The following is a 23,193-nucleotide window of genomic DNA, read 5'->3' as shown; positions in this document are numbered from 1 at the left end:
AGATGCCACAGCTTGATGTTTCAACCTTCTTTTCTCAAGTTTTTTGGTTTTTAATTTTTTTCTCTTCACTTTTTTTCGTAGTAAGTTGTTTATTTTTGCCAAAGTTAGATGAAATAATAAGCACTAGAAGTAAAGAAGTATTGGATTCTTTTAATAGTTCTGTTCATCTTTTAAGACTCACGGAAGATCAGGTTGCCAAGTATAACGCAGCTTTAACCCAAGCTAGAATACAGGCAAAAAAAATCATAGATGATGCACTTGCTCAGGTAGAAGAAATGAGAGCTAATGTAAAGAATATATTAGAAGAGGAAGACAAAAAAAAGAGCAAGCTTATTGAAGAAAAAGTGGCAGAATTTAAATCTGAATATACTGATCAGTTAAAACAAATGGCTACTAGTATTGCTTTAATTTATTATACTAAATTGACCAATTCTGAAATTGAAGAGGAGTTTGTTGCTGATTTGGTGTCCAAAGAATTTTAGGGGTTTTTATGTCTACATCACTGATTATCGGTCTTGCCTTTTTGGTAATTTTTGTCCTTTCGTATAAATTGCTGAAGAAAGTGATAAAAAATGCGTTTAACAATAAGCGTAACAAAAGCAAATTTTCAAGTGAAGAAACTGAAAAATTCAGGAAAGATATGTTGGAGTATTACAAAAAATCTTCTGAAAAATACAAAAAATTAGATGCAGAAGTTAATGAAATGATGAATGAAGCACTTGATAAAGCTAATAGTATCATTAAGCACAATAGACAGCAGCTAGATCAGACATTAGATGACAATGCCCATTCTAACTTGAAGAAAGTCACTGACCAAGTTGAAAAAGCTCTTGGAGATTTACAGGCTAACACAGCGAGTATAGCTGCTGATGCTGTAAAAAAAATAATGCATGAACGTAAAGATGATAAGCGTAGTAGCGAGGTCATATCTTCATTTTCACGTGACTTAAATAAAAAATTGCATTAGGTTTAATGCCTATACTTCAAGCTGATAATGTAGAAAAAATTAAGTTTGATTCTAGTTTATGCAAAGAGCAAGAGAAACTTTTTTACTATAAATTTAATATAATTCCTTGGCAAAAATTAAATGATACTACTTTTTTTATGGTTGAAGACACAAGTCTAGATATCACCCGTTGGGTCGAAACTCATTACGGTATTGACTATGTATTAATAAAAGTGGATAGCGAACAGATTTTAAATCTTCTTAACTCGCACTTTGGTATTTCAGAATTTGCAAGCAACTACTTATATTACAAGAATCCTAATTTTTCAGCCAAAAGCATTAAACTAAGCTCAATATTTTTTGCTTCTTTCTTTATTGTAACTTCAATTTTAACACTCACAGAGAAATGTACATATTTTGCTTTGATGTTGATATTTATAATCGGATGTTCTAGTTATTTATTCAAGTTTATAGCTACAGTTTTTAGCTTATGTGAAATCTCTAATCAAAAAGTGGATTATAGTAAGTTGAATGAACCTATATATACTATTTTACTGCCTGTATTTGAAGAAAGTGCAGTAATAGGGCAATTAATTGAAAGCGTTAAAAGTTTGGATTATCCAAAGTCGAAATTAGATGTAAAGCTTCTGGTAGAAAGTGATGACCAGGAAACGCTAGCAGCTATAGAAAAGTACACTTTACCACAGTATTTTGAAGTAATAAAAGTGCCTCATTCTTTGCCTAGAACAAAAGCCAAGTCATGCAATTATGCTATGAGCTTTGCTAGAGGAAAGTATGCAGTAATATATGATGCGGACGATAAACCAGACCCATTGCAGTTAAAAAAAGCACTGATTGAATTTAATAAGGGCGACGATAAGCTTGCCTGTGTACAGGCGAAATTAAATTACTATAATTGTGATTATAATTTTCTCACAAAATCCTTTTCTCTGGAGTATATGAACTGGTTTCAATACTTATCGCCTGGATTCCAAAAAATGAACATGCCGATGCCTTTGGGTGGTAGCAGTAATCATTTTTCAGTAAAAATTCTAAAAAAAGTGTTTTTCTGGGATGCTTATAGTGTTACCGAAGATGCTGACCTCGGTTTGAGACTTGCGCAAATGGGATATAAAACCAGGATGATTGACTCAGAAACATTGGAAGAGTCACCAATTGCTGTATTTGCTTGGATTAAGCAAAGAGCGCGCTGGATCAAAGGCTATATGCAAACTTATATTGTTCATTTAAAAAATATAAAGTCACTTTATAAACACACTGGATTTAAGGGAATTTTGCTATTGAATCTTTTTGTTGGCTCTGCAGCTTTTATATTTTTTACTACTCCATTTTTACTGCTTTCATTGATATTAACTAAAGTTTTAAATGAATTATTTTTGTACTACTTTGTAGTGGTATACGTTACTAACCTGATTCTTTTGGTAATAGCTGTCAAACAGCAAAAGATGCCTTTTTATTTTTATATAGTATCGATATTTTTTCCGGTCTATAGTCTGCTACATAGTGTTGCAGCTTTTCTTGCCTTGTGGGAGTTTATTCTTTACCCTGAGCGATGGAACAAAACTAAACATGGTTTATGGAAGCAAAACCTGTAGCCATTTGGCTTTTTCTCTGCTGTATTATGGTAATTCTTATGGTAGGAATTGGTGGATTTACCAGACTTACAAGAGCGGGATTGTCAATCACGGAGTGGAAACCTATTACTGGAACATTACCACCACTGAGTAAACAAGACTGGCTACAAGAAAAATTAAAATACGAAGCTACACCTGAATATAAAGCACTTAACTATGGTATTAGTATGGAGGAGTTTCGCGCTATATACTTAATAGAATATGTACACAGATTGGTGGCAAGACTAACAGGTTTAGTTTTTGTCCTGCCATTTATATATTTTACATTAAGAAGAAAAATATATAAAAAGGTAGTAATAAAGCTATTTGTGGCATTATTATTTGGAGCTTTACAAGCTTTTGCTGGTTGGTATATGGTTAAAAGTGGTTTAGTAACTGAACCTCATGTTAGCCACTATAGGCTTGCACTTCACTTATTATTAGCATTAATTATCTTTGCATTATTGTCATATCAATTTTTTGATTATCAGATAAGGCCACAACAAACAAAACTTAAGGTTAGTGGTAACACTATATACTACGCAAGGATGATTTTGGTCCTAATTGTAATACAAATAATTTTCGGCGCATTTGTTGCGGGATTAAATGCTGGTTTGATTTACAATACCTTTCCACTAATGGACGGACAAGTCGTTCCAGAAGATTTATTTTTCTTACAGCCTATATGGCTGAATATCTTTGAGAACAGAGCGACAGTGCAATTTATACATCGAGCACTGGCATTGCTAATACTAACTTTGGTAGTAATACTCACAGTAAAAAATGCTAGCGTAAAACCGGTATATATTATGCTGCTCTCCATCATCATTCAGATAATTTTAGGAGTGGTTACTCTTTTGTTACACATACCAATAGCCATTGCCATAGCTCATCAAGTGTTTTCATTTATCTTGTTTGGGTCAAGTTTGTACTTCTTGTGTTATTTAAGAAAGCAGACTACATCACCAATCTGCACATTTTTTCCTTCTTGAACGGGAATATTTTTTATCACCATTGCTGCTTCAGCACATATGATATTTTCCATTTTCATTGCCTCCACCACAAATAAAGGTTGTCCTATTTCCACCTGATCTCCTACATTTACGTGCAACTTAACTAATAAGCCAGATATTGGGGATTTTACAGCATCTGCTGAAATCCCTTCTGTTTCATTATTTAGCATTAACCTACTTAATTCAGCTACATGAGGCTTAAATATACAACACTCAGCTTTCATGCCTGCATGTCTTATGAAGTACTTGCTGCCTTGTCTTTCTATTTTAAGTGCTATATTGGTATCGTCATTAATTGTGATATATAGCAATCTATAACTTGATTTCCACTTGCCTATAACGGAGTATTTATTGTGATTATATACCGTTATTAATATATTATCTTGGTATTTTGCATTTACGGAGTACTCATTGTCATTTATATTCACTATGAATAAATCTCTTGCACGGTCACCTGCCATCCGAGTAGCTGATACTGGTGCCCCTTCTTTTTTACTAGATTCCAGTGTCACGCACTGGAATGACACCTGAGATGTTTCATTCACTGCTTTATGATGGTACCTTTCTTCATTTTCCAAATGAACATATAACGCAGTGAAAATAAATATTTTAATATACTCCTCTGTAACAAAATCGCCGTGAAACCCACTAGGGTAATGATCTGGAATGAATCTCGTATGGAGCTTTGCTGCGATAAAATTTGGGTGATGGAAGATGGATTCTAGAAATTCTATATTATTTGTTACTCCTTCTATATAGCATTCAGACAATGCTTTTTGCATTCTGCTGATCGCTTCTACTCTATCTTTTCCATATGTTATCACTTTGGCAATCATCGAATCATAGAACATGCTAATTTCTGAACCTGCAGCAACTCCATCATCTATTCTTACATAATCATTTTCACCCGGTTTATCGTAATATTTTATTCTTCCGCTGGAAGGGAAAAATTTCTTCGATGGGTCTTCAGCGCAAATTCTACTTTCTATTGCAGAACCAGTAAGTTTAATATCATCCTGATTGAATCTCAATTTCTCTCCACAGGAAGTTCTAATCATTTCTTCTACTATGTCTATTCCAGTTATAAATTCTGTTACTGGATGCTCAACTTGCAATCTCGTATTTACCTCAAGAAAATAGAAGTTTTGGTCTTTATCTACAACAAACTCAACAGTGCCTGCTGAAAAATAGCCAACTTGCTTTGCCAGAGAAACACATTGAACATACATTTTTTGTCTTACTTCTTCACTAATGAATGGACTTGGCGTTTCTTCTATTATTTTCTGATTATTCCTTTGTATCGAGCATTCTCTTTCTCCAAGACAAACTATATTGCCATATTTATCTGCTATGATTTGTATTTCAATATGTCTTGGCAACTCTATATATTTCTCTATAAAGATACTGCCATCCTTAAAACTTTTCTCTGCTTCATTTGTGGCTGATGTAAATGCTAGTTCAATTTCTTTTTTGGAGTTTACAATTCGCATTCCTTTGCCACCACCGCCTGATGCAGCTTTAAGCATAACCGGAAAGCCAATTTCTTCAGCAACTTGAGCTGCGTGGGCAGCGTCGCTAATCTTACCCATATATCCTGGCACTACATTCACTCCAGCTTTTTTTGCCGCTTCTTTTGCTGTTATTTTGTTGGCTGTAACTTCTATTGTTTCTGCACTGGGGCCGATGAAGTCTATATTGTGTTTTTGCAAAGCACGTGGAAAATCTGGATTTTCTGCTAAAAAACCATAGCCAGGATGAACTGCCTGCGCACCTGTTTCAACTGCTACTTCACATATTTTTTCAATGTTTAAATAACTGAGGCAAGATGGCGAAGGGCCGATATATCTTGACTCATCTGCTTGTCTTACATGCACAGAATTTACATCTGCATCCGAGTATATGCACACACAAGATATACCCATCTTATGGGCAGTTCTGATAATCCTGCAGGCAATCTCTCCTCTATTTGCTATTAAAATCTTACTGTACTTCTTTTCTATCATCGTATGAGTATACTTTCTGAAGTTAAGAAAGTAAATTTCTATATCATTGCCTGCAAGTAATTTCTAGCTTCATCAAACACCCAAACTTTCTCCTGCAAGTTGTACATTAGCATTTTCCACTAAAGTGCTTTCGTTATGCAAGGCATGTATCTCGCTACATGCTTTAACTGACAGGTATGTGACTCCGCCAGAAGCTATTGCAACCATCGAGCTTAGTGCAAAAGATTGAGAAACTAAAAATAAAAAGTATAAAGACAAACATAAAGCAGCGATACATGCTATCGCTCCTATTATATATAAGCACAGGTGAAACTTCTGGTTACATATAAAGCTGTCTTTTATGCCTGCGATTTGCTTAATTTCTTTCTGTTGTGCAGCATTTAAGTAATAAAGAGGAGTTTCCCTCTTCTTATTAAAAGCATAGTCTTTACTGCAGAGCGCATCTTTAATATATTTTTTATTACATTTGAGTTCCTCTTTCAATCTGCTTACTTCTTTCCGATCTCCAGCTTCTTCTGCTTTCGTAATTTTGTTATCAGCTTCCGTCTCTAAGTCATTCACAATCTCTTGTACTGCAGGCAGCAAAATTCCACTTCTTGCTGCTTCATGAAATGGATTATCTCCATATTCATTATGCGCAGTTACAGAAGCAATGTTCTTCTTACAAATGTCTACAAATTTACCTTTGTTTTGTATTCTTGCAGCTAAATGCAGGAGATTATCTGCCTGTACTCTTTGTTTTGTTTTATCAAAAGGGCCGGTGTAACGCCAATTGATATTAGCTTCATTATCTGAAAGCAATTTTGCTATATCTACAAGTCCATCCATAACTCACCTCGCTATATTCAACCAGTACTAAATTATACAACACAATTTATGAAAAACAAGTAAATTTTATCTCTCAGAACAAATAAATTCTAAATTGTTACAAACATAAATTTTAGCTATCATCATTTATATTACTGTAATAGACAAATATGCCAGACGTAGTCACTAGATTTGCTCCATCACCAACAGGATTTTTGCACATTGGAGGAGCTCGTACTGCTTTATTCAATTGGCTCTATGCAAAGCATCATGGTGGCAGGTTTTTGCTGAGAATTGAAGACACCGACAGAAAACGTTCAACGAAAGAAGCAATTGATGTAATTATAGAAGGGCTAAGATGGCTCGGTGTGAGCTATGATGGGGAAATAGTATATCAGTCAAAAAGAATAGAGCGGCATAAAGAAGTAGCAAACCTTTTAGTTGAGAAGGGTAGGGCGTATCACTGTTATTGCCCTGAGGATGAAGTTGCAGAAAAGAAAATAAAAGCAAGAGAAGAGAGCAAGATATACAAGCATAAATGTACTACAAAACCTCCTTCTTGTCATCCAAGTAGCCGACACTGGAAAAATATGTGGTCACGCGCTGGAATGACATCGGGTGTGAAGTCAGTTGTCCGCTTTAAAGTGCCAGATTCGCAAGAGATCGTTATTGATGATAAAATATACGGCCAAATCAAAGTAAATAGCAACCAGCTTGATGATATAGTGATCTTACGCTCTGACAACACTCCAACATATATTTTTGCTGTCGTAATTGACGATCATGATGCTGGAATAACTGATATAATACGCGGTTCTGACCATCTCACTAATACCTTTAAACATCTGCTAATATACCAGGCTCTTGATTTTGACATTCCACGCTTTGCACATGTGCCGCTTATCCATGGGGAAGATGGGAATAAGCTATCCAAAAGGCATGGTGCCACAAGCGTTTGCGATTATGAAAAGATGGGAATATTGCCAAAAGCGATGCGTAATTACTTGCTGAGACTTGGCTGGAGTCACGGCAACGATGAGATTATTAGCGATGAGCAAGCAATAGAGTGGTTTAATTTAGAAAGTATTGGTCGTTCACCTGCACGGCTCGATTTCAAAAAACTGGAGCATTTGAATAACCACTATATTAGTAATATGAGCAATGAAGATATTCTGACTCTAATGCTTAGAGAAAATACTCTAACTGACAAAAAAAAGGGCTATTTACTGCAGGGACTGACAGAGCTAAAAAAAAGAGCAAACTACCTGACCGAATTATTGGATTTAGCAAAATTTTATATTCAAGATCCGCCACTTGATTTAAGTGAAGAGGCTGAGCAAATTGTCAAATCTAACCTCAATATAATTAAGTTACTCGCGTCATTTCTGTCAAAGATCGGTGATGAAAATTGGAATAAGGGTTTTTTATCTTCTCAGATCAAGGAATGTGCAAAATTGCACGATATGAAAATAAGCGATGTATACCACTCATTACGCGCCCCTATAACTGGAGTAATGGATGCACCTGGAATCATTGATATCATGGTGATTCTTGGTAAAGATGAGTGTATAAGAAGGTTACAAGCAATTTAAATGAAATAAGAAAATTACTTGACATCCTTCGCCAGCCCCTTTATCATGACGTGTATAACAATGTTACAAAAAATAATATCATAGAATTCAAGAAGATAATTCCTAGAGGGTTACTCATCTATAAAAGGCCGAATTTTGTTAGCTATTTAGATGTAAAAGGTAAGCTAAATTTTTATAAGGAAAAAACAGTAATTAACTAAAAGAGAGCGCTGGACGAGGCAACTTAATTGGTTTGCTATTTCAACCACCATAACTCAATCAACAAATTTTGGAAAAAAAACACCGTGTTTTAAGAACCTTATTTATCGACATATAAAATTTTTTCTTGCCTCTTTTCAAAAAATAAAACATCTTAAATTAAGAATATTGATAATTCTTTATAGGGGGTATTATGCACGTAGGAAATTCTAATAGTCAGCAGGTAAGTCAGAATTTGCTGTCTTTTTCAGCTAATTCCTCTGATGAGTAGTACTGTGATGCTAGTGATAAGGTTGAGAGATCTTCTATATCTTGTGAAAGTGATTCTGACCTGGAGTCTATTCCTACTGTATCACATTTTAAGCAGCGTACTTGGAAAGATGGCAAGTCTGGAAAAGCTGGTCAAGGTAGCTCTAATGAAAATAAGGGAACAAGGAAGTCATTTGGTGAAAATGGATATATAGAGGGACAATGGGAGAATAATCATTTAATAAAACTAGATTCGTGTCAATTTACTCATCCATATAATAATAAAACAGTTTATATCAGGAAGCAAAGTCCAGGTTATTTATTTACTTTTGATCAGGAAAACTTTATTGCAAGAGTAAGCTTCAACAAGATTGAAGAGTTAGATTTTGCTGGGCATCCTATAGATATAAAACGAAATTTTCTTAAAAAGCTTAAAATTACTAAAATTATAGAAGATGAATTATTAAATGACAGGGATAAAGCTTATGAACAGTTTAAACAACTTTTGCAGGATAGAAGTGGTAAAACTGCAGATAATCTTGAGTATGCAGAGGATCTTTTTCAGTTTTCTAAAAGATTAGAAGATTGGAGAAAGTTCTCTAGTAATATATTGATATTAGATGATATAGTTAAGAATAAGAACATTTCGTGCGAGACGAATAGTAGTAATCAACAATTGCTTGATAGAGAAAGAGCTCTGGATGTAAGAAAGAAAGAGTTTTCTCAGGTTGATCAATTTTATACAATGGATTTACTAACAGGATTACAGCAGATCTGTAAAGGTGGAATAAATAATCATAGAAACACCTTACATGATAAATATTTCGGGTCTATTTTTGTGATGGCTCCATCTGTCATGGCAGGTCATTTATCTCGCTTGAATGATAAGTCAATATTTTATATCAGCAATAAAGATATAGAATTGTTTGCAGACCTTATTGACATGATGAATAAGCAACCTTTTCTAGATTTTATAGGCAATTCGTGGGACATTTTGTTTAAAAATGTAGAGGAAATAAGGCAGCATGAGTCAGTAAGAAATTTTGCGCCTTTAACCAATCCTATTTATTTTTATCTTTGTAAGAGCTTTAAGGAGTTAATTTTAGAGATTAGTAGTAAAACAGACATTCCTGTTAATGATTTGCTTAAAAAAAATGAACAAGGAGAATGGGGCTTGATAAAAACTATAAATTGGCAATCAACTTCCTCTTTAAACCACTCTCTTGAGCAGCAATATCACTTTATCTTTACACTAATAAAACATTTTGAGCCAGGTTATTATTCTAATAAAAGGAAATTTGAGAATGATAAAACATTATTGCAATTTATCAAGAGCTTGTTTGTTAGCAGTGACGAGTTGTCAGCTATACCTGAAGAGCGCTTAGTATGGATTTATATTCTTAACAATGCTATTGCCAATCCACTTTCCAAAGAAGAATTAAAGTTATTTGAACCTCTTATACAAGGCTATACTGATTTTATTAAAAACACAGAAGGTGATTATTATGAGTCATTTCGAATAGCAACACATAATGTTATAAGATTTATAGCACAAACAAGTACTTATCTCTCAAAAGAAGTTTCAGAAATTGATCGAGATATTTTAACAAAACAAATAAAATCTATTAAGAAGGCGTTTTTAGATGAACAATCTAGTGATTTTAGAGACTTGGTAGATGTATATAACGAGTATTGGAAGAATAGAGAATTTATTTTAGAAAAAATTCCTGGTAAATTCCCTCATGGGAAGTTCAAGCAAGACATGGAAGCAATACGTAACACACTACTTGATGTTGTAAGTACTGTACTTGAGCAAAAAGCAAAATCTCAAGGGTTAATTAAGTACTTTAGATCGTTTAATGAGTTTTTAGAGGATTTAAATAGTATAGAATTCATTTGGTTGATTAAAGGAACCAATAATTTAACTAAAGGAGAAGTAGAGGCAGTCAATGCAGATAAAAATTCATGTAAAGTTTTAGATCCTAAAAATTTCATCAAAAAACGTCATAATGCCCCTAAGCATTATCTTATTGAAATTACTCAAGATCTATTAAATAGTGTAAGTAATTTACTTAAGCAAAAAAAGTGGTCTGATGATGATAATGTAAATGCAACAAGTGAGTTACTTTTAGCAATTAAGAAATCTTTTCTTTATCTAAAGGAACAACCTAATTACGTGTCTTTCGATACATTCAAAGAAGAAAGTACAAAGCCGTTTATTTCGGTAGTGGATAATAGCAGCTCTTATGAGGATTTTAACAAACGAATTGGTATCATAGGGGAATCTTTTTGGTATCTGAGAAAGCAGGATGAAATTGATATAGACAAAGCTTTAGAGCTATATAGAAAAGAAAACAATAGTACAGTAGAAACAGAAAAAATATTAAAAGACTGTTATAGCAGATACTTAGAAAAATTTAATTTTTGTATACAGGAAACTGTAAATAAGAGCTTTGAAAAGAAAATTAAATTTATTACTGAAGAAGTCAAGAAGCAATCAAAACAAATTAAAACTAATGAATGGAACACAAAATTCAAGAGAGAAACTTTACCTGATCTTCTTGCTGGATTAGCTGCTGTGTGGTCTATACAGCAATCAAAAGATATTACAAGTACAGGAAAGAGCTTAAAGCCGCATTGCATTCAAATATTATGCATTTTGCGATTGTTAAGTGTTGATAAAGACTCTAAAGGTGTTGATAAGCATCTTGCGCAAGTCTTAACAGGACAAGGCAAATCGCTTGTACTAGGTTTACTCTCTTCACTATTAGTATTGACAGGTCATAAGGTCAGAACTGTTTGTTATAGTGAATACTTAGCAACTCGAGATCAACAAGATTTTAACGGCTTTTTTAAGGAGTTTGGTATTGGTGACAAGATAACTTATGGTACATTTGAGGAGATGGCAAATGAAGTGCTGAAACCTGAAATAAATGGTAAGAAGCAAGGTTTAAGGGAGTTAGTTAAAGATCGAATCTTAAATCACAGCGTAGAGCAAGCTGGACAGGTAAAGCAAAAGGATATCAGTAATACTACTCTTTTAATAGATGAAGTGGATGTTTTCTTTTCTGATCAATTCTATGGGAGTACTTATGGTGCATGTAACACTATAGATATTCCAGAACTAGCTAGTATTCAAGAAAAAATATGGGAAATGGCCAGCAAAAGTTATGAAAAAAGTACTATTTTGAAAGAGGTAGAAGAATTCATTAAGAAAAAGATAGGAGAAAGGAATCAAAATTTTAAAGAATTTAATAAATTTTTGTTTAAACCTGGAAAATACTATCTTTTGAAAGAAGAAGATAATGTGGTTATTAAAAAAGAATATACTAATCGGTCTCTCTATCAAGAACATCTAGAGAAAATGATTGATGCTGCAATAAAGGTTGCAAAAGGAAGTGATGAGTACATTAACAACTATGAAATTAACGATAAAGGAATCATAAGTTATAGAAGAGATGATGGATTTTACTCTATTTTTACTTACTGCGGCTATTACAATATATTTCATTATTTTAGGTTAAAGAATAAAGACTTTGATCGTAAAAATTATGGTTATTTAAATATAAGTTGTGGTAAAATCTCTTACGCCAAATTGCCTGAGAAATATCCTCTTATCTTAGGAGTTAGTGGTACCTTAACTACGCTCAATGATCATGAGAAAAAAGCGGTAAGAGAATCTTATAACATAAGAGAAAATTCCATCATGCCATCTTTTTTTGGTGATTCTCATTTGAAATTTAATTCAAGTGAAAATTTTACATCTCAGAGTTCAGAAGAAGAATGGCTCAGTAAAATTTTTAATCGTGCAAACTCTAAGGTTGGTTCAGGACAATCAGTGTTAATATTTTTTGATACAGATGTAGAAATAAGAAAGTTTAAAGAAAAATTCTTCGGTAAATTTGATCGCTTACACATATTAACAGAAAATACGGAAGAGCATACCAAAGAGAAGTACATCGATGAGGCAGGTATTGTGAAAACAATAACGCTAGCAACAAGAGGTATGGGTCGTGGTGTTGATTTTAAGTCTAGTGTTGCTGTAGAAAATAGCGGCGGGGTGCATGTTATACAGACATTCTTTTCACTTGATATAAAAGAAGAAACACAGATTAAGGGTAGAACTGCACGTAAAGATAATAAGGGTAGTTATGAGTTGATACTCTGTAAAGAACATTTGGTAAATGCTGGGTTTCTAAAAGAAGAAGAAAAAGAAATTACTATAAATTATGAAAGCTTGAATAAATCCAGAGAACAAAAAGTAAAAGAAAAAGGCTCAAACAATGAAAAAAGAATTAGAGAGTCAGAAAGTAATCATAAGACAACGATGGATTTTCTTGAATCTTTTTTTCAAAAAGAATGTAGCACTAATATAGATCAGCCATCTGTGGAACCAGCAGTAAGTAGACAACAAAATAGGTAGGAGTTATGTATGTTTAATGTTCAAAATCAACAGATTAGTGACAGTGGAAGAAATGTAAGCTCTGTTTTGAATATTGAGCAAGCTATTCAGTATTTAAATTCTTTGGGGAGTTGGGTAGGAAATGAGCCTTGGCTAGCAAACGTGTCAGAAGAATTAAATAAACGGTATAGAGAGCTAAGGAAGGACATAAGAGAAAATACTAATTCTTGGTCTTATTCACAGTATTATGAGCGTTTAGCTTACCACTATTATAACCTTGCGTGCTACTATAATGATGAGCTATTTAATAAATATAAGGTTAACTTAGAAAGCGTAAAACAATGTTTAGAAAAATGTTTAGAGAAGCTTGCTGAAGCTTCTGGAGAAGGCTATTCAGACAGGACAAAAGAATTAAAGAATGATGCTGAAAAGTTTTTGACAGAAGTAAAGAAAATACATGAGCAGCAAGAAGATCTGCTGACAAAATATAGCACTTTTAATAAATTCAAAAAGTACACAAAATTATGTATTGTTTTAGGTAGTATAAATCAGGTTCCTTTGCAACAATGCTCTGCTGAGAATAGACAGCAGATTCAAAATATTCAGCTGTTAAAAGTCATTAACATGCTAGAAGATGCAATTACTGTACCTGAGTACAAAAATACTTTCATTACTGCAGAGCAGTCTGACTATTTAGGTCAAGTGTATCAATTGGCTGGCCAACCTGCACTGAGTATACGATATAAGAGAACTAATGACAATCTCAAAAAAACTGTAAATGCAACGAAGGAACATAGTGATAAGAAACAGGAGATAAAAGATATTATTAGCAAAGAAGTTAAAGAGTATAGAAGTAATTTAGTACAAGTTAAAGATTATATAGAAGAAAGGCTTCATAGATCGCTTAGCACTATTGACAATGCTTATATTGAGAGAAAATATATAAAATATTGCGCAAGGCTTTGGCTACAAGAAACAACAAATTTACTAAAAGAACTGACTGAAAGTAAAAGCCGTACTGTTATTCAAGAAATTTTTAATTCACTAGATGACATACAGGGTTTTAGCCAGATTCCTAATCCTTTAAACCAACTTGAGTATTACACCCTTTTAATGGAGCACTATAAATTGGTTAGGAAAGAAGATGAAAAAGTTTTCATAAGTCGGTTTAAAAAAGAGTGCTTGGAACAAATAGTTGCCTATAGTGATTCTGCTGAAAAAGAATTAGTTTTTCTAGAAACTTTTGTTGACTTTTTAAGTTCCTCTAAAAATCTTCAATCCATTATTGCTGAACTGGAATTAGAAGACTTTTGTCGTGGTGATTTATCGTTTGATGAGCTGATCAATAATATTATGAAGCTTGAAGTAGATACTTATGGTGAAAATCTTATAGTTTTGAAAAAAGTGACAGAGAGCTTAAAGGAGAAAGAAGATCTTTTTTTAATAGACAAGTTTAAGGAAGTTATAGGTGTTTATATAAAACCAGTAGGAATACAAGAAAGAAGAATAGATGATCGATTGGTTGTTGAAGTGATAGGAAAGAACATTGTTGTCAGTGAAACTTTACGGCAATTAGAAAATGCACTTTTAGAAAATCCAAATATAGAGGAAGTACGTTTTGTTGGTGCTGATATTATACATATTGATACAAACTTTAAAAGTGAAGTTTGGCAGGGAAAGAATGTAGTTATTTTAACAAAAACAATAAAAGTACATGATAAAGTAACCTGGGATGTATCTGGGAAAGATAACAATCATACCTATTCCGATAATGCAGGTACTGGAAAAGATGGTCATGGTAAACAAGGAGCAGATGGTTATGCTGGAGAAAGTGGTGGAAATGTTTTAATTTTAGCGAAAAAGATAGAAGGCCAAGAAAACTTTACCATTATTTCAAATGGTGGTAAGGGTAGTAAAGGTCAAGATGGTGGAAATGGAGAAAGTGGAGAGGATGGAAAGAGCATTACGGAGGCAGAATTTAAAGAAAAATTTCCTCCGGCTGCTAAATTTACCCACGTGGACAGAGCAAATAATATATTAAAAACTGTTAATAACATTAAAAAAGATTCACAAGTCATAATATCTGAGTGGTATGAAAGCAAACGGGACGCATTCCCTTTTAAACGTGATGTGACTTTTAATGAAGAAATTATTGAAGAAGTTATAAAAGATTCTAAAGAAACAAAAGAACGTCATGGTAGAAGTTATGGAAGGGGGGGCACAGAGAAATGCCCTTTTGAGGGAAATATTTTCATAAATGCAATGACGAATCAAGAAAACGAGATTATCTTTTCTTTTGAACGTGGAGGTAAGACTACAAATTGCCAAGCTTTTCTGCTTTACAAAGGATCATTAGGGCAACCTGGAGGACATGGTGGAGAATATGGATTAGGTGGTCAAGGTGGATATGCTGGAGAAATAACAGTAAAAAACCCAGAAAGCAGCCAGGAATTCAATACTATAAGAGAAGTTAAGCAAGGGAAAGAAGGAGAAAAAGGACAGGGAGGCTTATATGGTAATCATGGAGAAAATGGCTGGGATATGGGTTATATGGACTATTCGGTTTCAGAGTTTTTTACAGAAGAATGGCCTAAATTTCCTGGTGTAAAAGAAAAAAGTAAAGTTGAGTTAAAATACTATAGTGATAATTCATCAAAACGTATACGATGTCCCTATAAAGAACGTAAAGGTGAAGGGGATATATATGCTGAACTGGAACCTTCTAAGATTGAGCATAAAAAGCAAAAAAGGTATGAAGAAAGGAAGAGTACTAGACAGAATAGTGAGCAACAACATCACGCACAAGCTGTAAGGAAAAAAAACATTTCACAAAGCAGCATTTTAGCTAATTATTCTCATCATCTTAGTTCTATGGAAAAAAATACACTGCAGAACTTACGATCTGATTTAGAAAATACTAAACAACAAGCCTTACAAGCGATCACTGAAAATCAAGAACAGCAGGAAAAGCAAACTACAGAATTAAAAATTAAGCGTCATTCTCCTTACCAGAATAAAAGTAAGCATTATAATGGTATCTTTATTACAACATCTAGTACCACTTACAGAGAGACCATTAATGTTGAAAGTTTTATTGGTAAGCTAGAAAAAGAACCATTGTTGCTAGATAATTGGTTTCAATTAAAGGATATAGAACTGAGCTTCTCTCAACTTAATCAGTTATTTTCAGTTCTTAAGACCTTAGAAGGTGATTTCCCTGAAATGAGAAGCTCACAGAATAATACAGAGCTACAAAGTGTCAAAAAGCTTTTAACCGACAAGTATAGACTTGCTACATTGCAAGAAATTGCAAAGCAATTACCGCTTTATCAGGAAGTTACAGATAATATAGAATTAACACCTGAAAGTGCAGCAAGATATCTTATTGCAGGAGAAGAAAAAGATAACGACATTTCTCATCCTATTTTAGGAACTTTAAATCAATATTTTTATGAAGATAGTAAAGCACAACGTGAAAAGATCTCTAGGTTTTGTAAAGAGGAGTTACAGAATAAAGATAATAAAACTTTAAAATACTCAATTAGAGCGTTTGTTTTAGAAGTAGGAAAGTTAGAAGAGGAACATACAGATGTTAAAAAATATTATAACGAATATAAAGAATTTCTAGAAAAACAGGAACGCAGTTTGAATATATTCTTTGAAGCGTTTGAAAGTGAGTTATCTCAGCCAAGACATGCAGAAGTATTTGATTTATGGATTGAAAGTATTAAAGATAAATCTCTAAGAAGTAAGCTAGAAGAAAAAATACAAAAAGACGATTTTTTGAAGGCTCTTTATAATCGTTTTAATAATCAACTTAGACAAGAATATAATTGGAAAGAGTGTTGCAAAGATCAAGCTGTTCTTCAGAAATACGATGATTATATTCAAGAAAAAGGCCCATTATCGGGAAGTTACAGAGAATTATTAGCCTACGTTTTTGGCATTAACATCAGATTATATGCTGAAGATCAAGATAATAGATTGTTCCTGCGAGGTGATCACAATCCTTCATCTAAGAAAATTATTCACATATTATGTAGAGACAATAAATTTATACAATTAAATATTGATAAAAGCTACTTAAAGCTAGAAGAAGAGCGCAAAAAGAAAGACAGTCTTTATGCACAGATTTTTGCAGAAATTAGGCCATTTAAACAAAAACAGGAGTTCGATTATTACTTAAATAATCAAGCTTTTCTATCCAATAACAGTCCTTCAGAAGATGAACAATATTTTAATGAAGAGGAAGATATAGAAAAAATTATAGAATACTTTCCTGAAGGGGAAAAACAACAGTTAAAAGAGCGATTGAACAAAATTACATCTCAATATATTGGGCAGCAAGGAATTTTGCATAACATGTTGAAAAGCTTTTCTAGCGAAGGAAGATATGTATCCTCTCAAGAATTATGTTGTTTAGTGAACTCAATTCTAACCTTTATTATTGAAGATAGAAAAGAGATGAATATCTTTTGCTGGATAGTTGCAGCTTATCCTCAAAAGAATTGGATAGATGAATTGATATTATTGCAACTCGAAGATTATTTCAAAAAAACATTAATAGAGAAACCTGAATGGAGAAAGTACTTATCGAAAATAGAAAATAAGGACGTTTTACTGTTATTTAAAGTAAAGTTAGATCAACATAAATCAAGCAATCCTATTTCTACTCAATGTATTGAAGATACTCTACGTTTATTAAGTAACGTTCCGAATGAAATAGTTAGTCTGGAAGGACTAGAATTAACAGAGTGGCCTTATGCACTGAAAGAAAAATACTGGACATGCAAGCTATCAAAATTAGTAGATTGGCAAAAGGATGACTTACCAACAGCTTCTTACTATCTTTTATCTATAGAGAATATTTTTGGCGCTCTTTTAGCGGAGAAATTTATAGAGGCTCTAGAAAAGAAAAAACAAGAATTGTCATCTGATAAGCTTACTAACATTTTATCTAATTTTCATAATGAAAAATGGAACTTAAGTGAAAAAGAGTTAAATATCCTTAACAGTTGTATAATTGATAAGTGGGCACAGAAAATGCAGCAGAGGTTTACTGCTAATAAAGAAGAACGGAAGATACCGCAGTTAGTTGAACTAATTAAAGGTAATGCTAATACTTCGAAAGAAATTTTAAACAAATTGCCAAAAATTAAGAATTATATTGAAAGTATTGATAAGTATGTAACTGCTGGAAAACCTATAGGTAGTTTTACGGAAGATGATATTAAAAATTGGGTAAAAGAATTTCAGAGCAATATGGATAAAGGAAAGCAAGATGTAAAAGAGGAAATGCTTGCTGTAATATATAGAGCAATAGAGTTAAAAAAAGAATTAGAACTAAAAAGAGTATTTAAGCTTCGTGATACTCAAAAATTAACTGTATTGGCGTTATTGACAAATGATCGCAGCACCCTAGCACAAGTGTCTACTGGAGAGGGAAAATCATTAATTGTAGTAGCAGCATCAATTATGAAAGCACTTTGTGGAGAGAAAGTAGATGTTATAACTAGTTCTTCTGTATTGGCAAAACGTGATGCTGAGGATAATAGAGATATCTATAATTTGTTTGGTATTAATGTATCACATAACTGTAGTGAAGATATTGAAAAAAGAAAGGAAGCATATTCAGGTAATCAAGTGGTATATGGTGATTTATCTAATTTCCAGCGCGATTATTTATTAGATAGATTTTACGGGAAAAATATTTTAGGAGATCATAATTTTAACAATGTAATTGTTGATGAAGTAGATAGTATGTTGCTCGATAAAGGTAACAATACGTTGTACTTATCTCATGATCTGGCAGGCCTAGATAAGCTGGAATCTGTTTACATTTATATTTGGCAGTGGATTAATAGACCAGCTAGGGACCATGAAGAAATTTCCTATGCTTTTGACATTAAAGCAATCAAAGAAGCAGTGATAAGTGACTTATGTGGATTGGTGAAAAAAGAAGATATTGGAAAACTTGGATCTGAATTAAGTGAGCAGCAAAGAAATATTATATGGGAACGTTTAATCAAAGCTGAGATATTGGATGACCAGGGTAAATTGTTAAAAGAAAGCATTAATGATAATGAACTTGATAAAATACTTTGTAAGATACTTTTGCCTGAATTTAGTAGTTATAAAGATCGTCTCAATTACCTTTTAAAAGAATGTATTGGAAGAGAACAATGTATACATGTTCCTCATCATCTCAAGCCTTTTATTAAGCAGCACCTTGAGTCCTGGATTAATAGTGCTATAACTGCATTCTTTATGAAAGTAGGACAGGATTACGTGGTGGATGTAGATAGAACCGGAAGTAGTCCAGATCGTAATCCTAATGTTACAATTCTTGATAGGGATACAGGAACAGATCAAGCGAATTCTCAATGGGATGAAGCATTACACCAATTTTTACAACTCAAACATGGATGTAAATTATCTTTACAAAGCTTAAAAGCTGTTTTTATCTCTAATGTTTCTTTCTTTAAATTGTACAGTAACTTATATGGATTAACAGGCACCTTAGGGTCACAGAGAGAAAGAGATTTATTGCAGGAGATACATGAGGTAGACTTTGTGACTATCCCTACAGCCAAGTCTAAGCAATTTCATGAGGAAAAACCTATTCTTTGTACTGGCAAAGATGAATGGATAAAGTGCATATATAACGAAGCAAAAAAGCTAACTGAGGAAAAAAAACGATCTGTTTTAATCATCTGTGAAACAGTAAATGATGTAGAGACTTTACACAAAGCTTTTGGAGGAAAGGATGCAAAACATGTTCATACATATACACGAGATTACGAGGAGTTTGATAAAGGGTTTGAAATTGTTCAAGACAACAAAGAGTTGGGGCAAGGACAGATTATTATTGCAACAAACCTTGCTGGTCGTGGAACTGACATAAAAATTACAGAAGGATTGAAGAAAGCAAGAGGATTGCATGTTTGTTTAACTTACCTACCTAGCAATATTCGAGTTGAGCAGCAAGCATTTGGGCAAGCAGCAAGAAGTGGAGACCAGGGTTCTGGTCAATTAATCATTATGGATTCAAAAGGACAAGAATATAGTAACTCAAAAATACTTGATTTAAAGAAAGAGCGTGATGTGGAAGAATTACATCGTATATCTGACATTAAAGCTTACTATGATACTCAGATTACTATGGAAGAAAGCTGTTTTAAAGCATTCAAAGAGCAGTACGAACAATTGAAGAAAGACCTTGATGATAAAAAAGTACCTACTGAAGTTAAAGAAATTTTATTGCAGAGTTGCTTGGACAAATGGGCTTTCTGGTTAGATGAACACAGTAAATATGTAAGAAATTTGACAGGTGAACAGGATAAAAGAAATCTTTACAACCTACTGGACAAATTTATCTCACGATTAAAGAATTTAGACACTGGGTATAGCGAAAAGTGGTTACCTTCGTATGAAGGACCTCCAACTCTAATTGTTGAATATGATAGCACAAACTGGTTAGCCTGGGTTAAAGAAAATCCAATTCAAATGATTAAACTTGGAAAGTATCTCTCTCAAAATGAGGAACATAAAAATGCTCATAAAAATGCCATTGAGCTGTTTGATGAGGTGATTAAAAAAGAGCCATATTTTTCTGAAGCAGCACGTTATTACAAGGCATTTGCATTAGTAAAGAAGGTTGATTTAGAACAAAAGCCTTTAAAAGAAGAAGATGAAAAAGTTTTGAAAGAATTTAAGCAAGAATTGCGAGAAGCTGAAAGGCTTTTAGATGAGCATAGTAAATTTGCTATCAATGCAGCAGGTATTATTGGTAAGATTAAGAAGAATAATAACGAAAGTATCATTCAAATCGACGCTTATGAAGAACAGCAAAAGAGCTTGGCTAACCTTTATTATATGTTTTCACGGTCTATAGATGATATTTTTGGACACACTATTACTCCACAATCTTTTGCTAATAATGATATTAAGGAAGAGCTGGCTGAAAGTCTATATAAGGATCTTCTTGAAAAGGGCATGCTAAAAAAGCCGAGAGTAAAAAAGAGCATTTCTGAAGAAGAGCTAAAAGTGATCAGTGCTGAGTATGGAGTATCAGTTGAAACATTAAAAAATTTTCTTTCCAAATATGAAGGGAAGGAAATTAATGAGAAAGAATTTCAAAAAAAATTAAAAAAAGAGATACAATTGCCTAGCCGAGAAGCATTTTGGAAGTCATTGGTTGAACAAAAAATCTTAAATGAAGAAGTTAAGTGTGTTGTAGTTAATAATGAAAAATTGAAAGAAATAGATCCTTCATTGCTGGACCATCTGACTGGAAAAATAAACCAAAAAGAGTTAGAAAAGCAAACTCTAGAGCTCAATAATGAACAGATTCTTTTAAATGTAGAATGGGTTACACAACAGAAAAATAAAGGTAATATTTTTAAAAAAGATGATTTTATAAAGATTGTAGGCAAAGACAAATATAAAATATTGAAAGAGAGAGGAGTACTTTCATTTAACAGAAAAGCGCATATAGACCAAAGTAAAATTGAATCTATGACTTTTCCTTGTTACGATTCCATTACTCTGGAAGACTTTACTAAAGTAAATATCACTAAAAGTGAAGCTGAAAAAATTTTAGCAGAACTAGCTAAACAAAAGGTCATTGAAAAAAAGGATGGCTCAGAAAATAATGCTTATGGACTAAAGATCAAATTTGATGAAATCAAACAAGTTCAGCTTTCTTTCTGTCCAGTTTATGAGAATGTCTTAAAAGGACTATTATCTACATGTTTTACCTATAGAATAGCCCTTCAAAAAATTGCAGTGCAGCTAGAAGAAAAAAACTTTCCTGTTCGTCTGCAATTAATAACAAAACCACATCAAAGTTTAGTCTTGGAATTATTAGAACAGAAGATTATCAGACCTACTGTGGTAGCAACTAAAGATGAAGACTTAGAGGAAAAGTTGAAGAGTATATATAGTCAAAAAATGACTAAAGATAATTTTAAATGTATACTTTCTAAAAGTACACTCATTCAAGAAGAGTGTATAGAAAAGCTTTTTGGCTTCTTGGTTGAGAAAGGATGGATTACCAAGTACGATCCAATGCAGTCTATACAAGATGAGGGTATTAGAGCTATTAGCAAGGAAAACATTAAAAATGCTGGCAAATCTTTAGTACAAGATCTTTATTATATTAATAGCCCTGACAAAAGACAAAAACCTTTAAACTTTTTTCCCGAAGGAAGCCATGAAAACGTACCGACCAAATCGCAAAGTATTGATAAAACAGTGGAAAAAGTTTTAGACAATCAATTACAACTAGCGAAAAAAGATACAATTAAAAATATTGTTAGCACCTTGAAAAGATCAAGAAGTTCATTAAAAGCTTTAAAGGTTCCTGATAGTAAACTAAAATCTCTAACTGAGTTTTGTGGTCAAGGTGAATTTGCAAATATAGAAGAAGTGCATGTCTTTTTTCTCAATGGATTAGATCAACTTTTACAATTAGAAGAGAAGAAATGGACACAAGAAATGCTTATCAACACTGTAGCAGTAACTGCTATGGGAGTAAGCCAAATAGCTATAGGTACTACTATAGAGTTATACTCAATGGGTGTGATGACTCATGTTGGTGCTGCATTTGTTAATGAAGGTGTAAATGACCTCTTTTTTGCTGCTGGTGCTTTAAAGTCAGGTTATTTTAGCTGGGAAGATTATAGACAGCATAAGCTTGAGAGCTTAATGGTTACAGCTGCCACTGTTGGTATAGGAGCTTACCTTTCGAGAGGTACTAAGGTATCACGTTTTGGCCATAAACTAGCCGGACCTAACTTTGAATTTGGTAAGAAAGTAGCAGAAATATCTGGAACTCAGCTTATTAAAGCTACAGGTTGGAAAATAATAGGAAAAGAAGTTGCAAAGCGTATTACATTAAAAACTATAGAAGGGTTAGCGCTTGGCTTAGCTAATGCAGGAGTTGATACACTCGTTGAAAATTACCTTCAAGCACTATGTGAAGGCATAGCTTCTGAAATTTTATCAAATATTGAACAAGAGGTTGAAAACCATAACATTTCTGCAAGCTTGGAAAAGGCCTATGAGGTATTAGGAAGAGAAGAAGCAAAAAAAGTTATAGATGGTTTAACCAATAGTGTTTTCACTGAGCAAAATTGTGTGGAAAAATTCTTGCCTGTAGCTAACAAGATAGTTAGTAGTGTGACTCAGGGAATTGCAGAAGCTGTTAAAAAGAGAAGTACAACAAGTAATAAGTTGGAGTTACCCATTCATACTATCAGTAAGGTAGTGGTGTGGTCAGAACGTGCCGCTCACATTGGCAAAATACCTGGTATTACTGGCAGTTTTTTGGATAATTTAGATTGAAA

At 33.2% G+C, this 23,193-nt stretch carries 9 protein-coding genes; 7 read left to right on the top strand and 2 right to left on the bottom strand.

What is annotated here, in order from left to right; genetic code table 11:
- Positions 1-2 precede the first annotated feature (2 nt).
- Genes WHA_RS02120 through WHA_RS02105 form a run of 4 tightly spaced genes read left to right on the top strand, consistent with a single transcriptional unit; the run spans position 3 to position 3,572 of the window.
- Entirely contained in the window at positions 3-482 is a 480-nt protein-coding gene (locus tag WHA_RS02120) for a F0F1 ATP synthase subunit B family protein (RefSeq protein ID WP_015589036.1), read from the top strand.
- Between the two features lie 8 nt (positions 483-490).
- The gene (locus tag WHA_RS02115) at positions 491-967 is read left to right on the top strand and encodes a F0F1 ATP synthase subunit B family protein (RefSeq protein WP_015589035.1); all 477 of its coding nucleotides are present in this window, start codon (positions 491-493) and stop codon (positions 965-967) included.
- Between the two features lie 5 nt (positions 968-972).
- Positions 973-2,562 (top strand): glycosyltransferase family 2 protein, encoded by a 1,590-nt coding sequence (locus WHA_RS02110; RefSeq protein ID WP_015589034.1) that lies wholly within the window; start codon positions 973-975, stop codon positions 2,560-2,562.
- Complete coding sequence (locus WHA_RS02105) at positions 2,544-3,572, top strand: COX15/CtaA family protein (protein ID WP_015589033.1); 1,029 nt, start codon at positions 2,544-2,546, stop codon at positions 3,570-3,572. The genes WHA_RS02110 and WHA_RS02105 overlap by 19 nt, the downstream gene beginning before the upstream one ends.
- Here WHA_RS02105 and WHA_RS02100 read toward each other — a convergent pair.
- Together WHA_RS02100 and WHA_RS02095 are read right to left on the bottom strand one after the other, a co-directional pair.
- The gene (locus WHA_RS02100; protein ID WP_015589032.1) at positions 3,521-5,596 is read right to left on the bottom strand and encodes an acetyl-CoA carboxylase biotin carboxylase subunit; all 2,076 of its coding nucleotides are present in this window, start codon (positions 5,594-5,596) and stop codon (positions 3,521-3,523) included. The two genes, WHA_RS02105 and WHA_RS02100, sit on opposite strands and share 52 nt — an antisense overlap.
- Positions 5,597-5,668: 72 nt before the next feature.
- Positions 5,669-6,424: an ankyrin repeat domain-containing protein gene (locus WHA_RS02095; protein WP_015589031.1), complete on the bottom strand. Its 756-nt coding sequence runs from the start codon at positions 6,422-6,424 to the stop codon at positions 5,669-5,671.
- Between the two features lie 149 nt (positions 6,425-6,573).
- Here WHA_RS02095 and gltX point away from each other — a divergent pair, with 149 nt between their 5' ends.
- The 3 genes from gltX to WHA_RS02070 all read left to right on the top strand — a co-directional run bounded on the left by gltX (position 6,574) and on the right by WHA_RS02070 (position 23,191).
- Positions 6,574-7,995 (top strand): glutamate--tRNA ligase, encoded by a 1,422-nt coding sequence (gene gltX / locus WHA_RS02090; protein ID WP_015589030.1) that lies wholly within the window; start codon positions 6,574-6,576, stop codon positions 7,993-7,995.
- A 952-nt stretch (positions 7,996-8,947) separates the two neighbouring features.
- Positions 8,948-12,865 (top strand): hypothetical protein, encoded by a 3,918-nt coding sequence (locus WHA_RS02075; protein WP_015589029.1) that lies wholly within the window; start codon positions 8,948-8,950, stop codon positions 12,863-12,865.
- Positions 12,866-12,874: 9 nt separating this feature from the next.
- On the top strand, positions 12,875-23,191 hold the full coding sequence (locus tag WHA_RS02070; RefSeq protein WP_015589028.1) for a DEAD/DEAH box helicase: 10,317 nt from the start codon (positions 12,875-12,877) through the stop codon (positions 23,189-23,191).
- Positions 23,192-23,193: the final 2 nt, after the last annotated feature.

Origin of the sequence: Wolbachia endosymbiont of Drosophila simulans wHa (assembly GCF_000376605.1) — a bacterium.
In the GTDB taxonomy this organism is placed as follows: domain Bacteria; phylum Pseudomonadota; class Alphaproteobacteria; order Rickettsiales; family Anaplasmataceae; genus Wolbachia; species Wolbachia pipientis.
The sequence above is the reverse complement of the archived record's forward strand: the minus strand, read 5'-3'. Positions and strand labels throughout refer to the sequence as shown.

Excerpts from the sequence above, each read along its gene's own strand:
- WHA_RS02100 (WP_015589032.1), bottom strand. The coding sequence starts at position 5,596 with ATGATAGAAAAGAAGTACAGTAAGATTTTAATAGCAAATAGAGGAGAG.
- WHA_RS02070 (WP_015589028.1), top strand. The coding sequence starts at position 12,875 with ATGTTTAATGTTCAAAATCAACAGATTAGTGACAGTGGAAGAAATGTA.
- WHA_RS02095 (WP_015589031.1), bottom strand. The coding sequence starts at position 6,424 with ATGGATGGACTTGTAGATATAGCAAAATTGCTTTCAGATAATGAAGCT.
- WHA_RS02110 (WP_015589034.1), top strand. The coding sequence starts at position 973 with ATGCCTATACTTCAAGCTGATAATGTAGAAAAAATTAAGTTTGATTCT.
- WHA_RS02105 (WP_015589033.1), top strand. The coding sequence starts at position 2,544 with ATGGAAGCAAAACCTGTAGCCATTTGGCTTTTTCTCTGCTGTATTATG.
- WHA_RS02115 (WP_015589035.1), top strand. The coding sequence starts at position 491 with ATGTCTACATCACTGATTATCGGTCTTGCCTTTTTGGTAATTTTTGTC.
- gltX (WP_015589030.1), top strand. The coding sequence starts at position 6,574 with ATGCCAGACGTAGTCACTAGATTTGCTCCATCACCAACAGGATTTTTG.
- WHA_RS02120 (WP_015589036.1), top strand. The coding sequence starts at position 3 with ATGCCACAGCTTGATGTTTCAACCTTCTTTTCTCAAGTTTTTTGGTTT.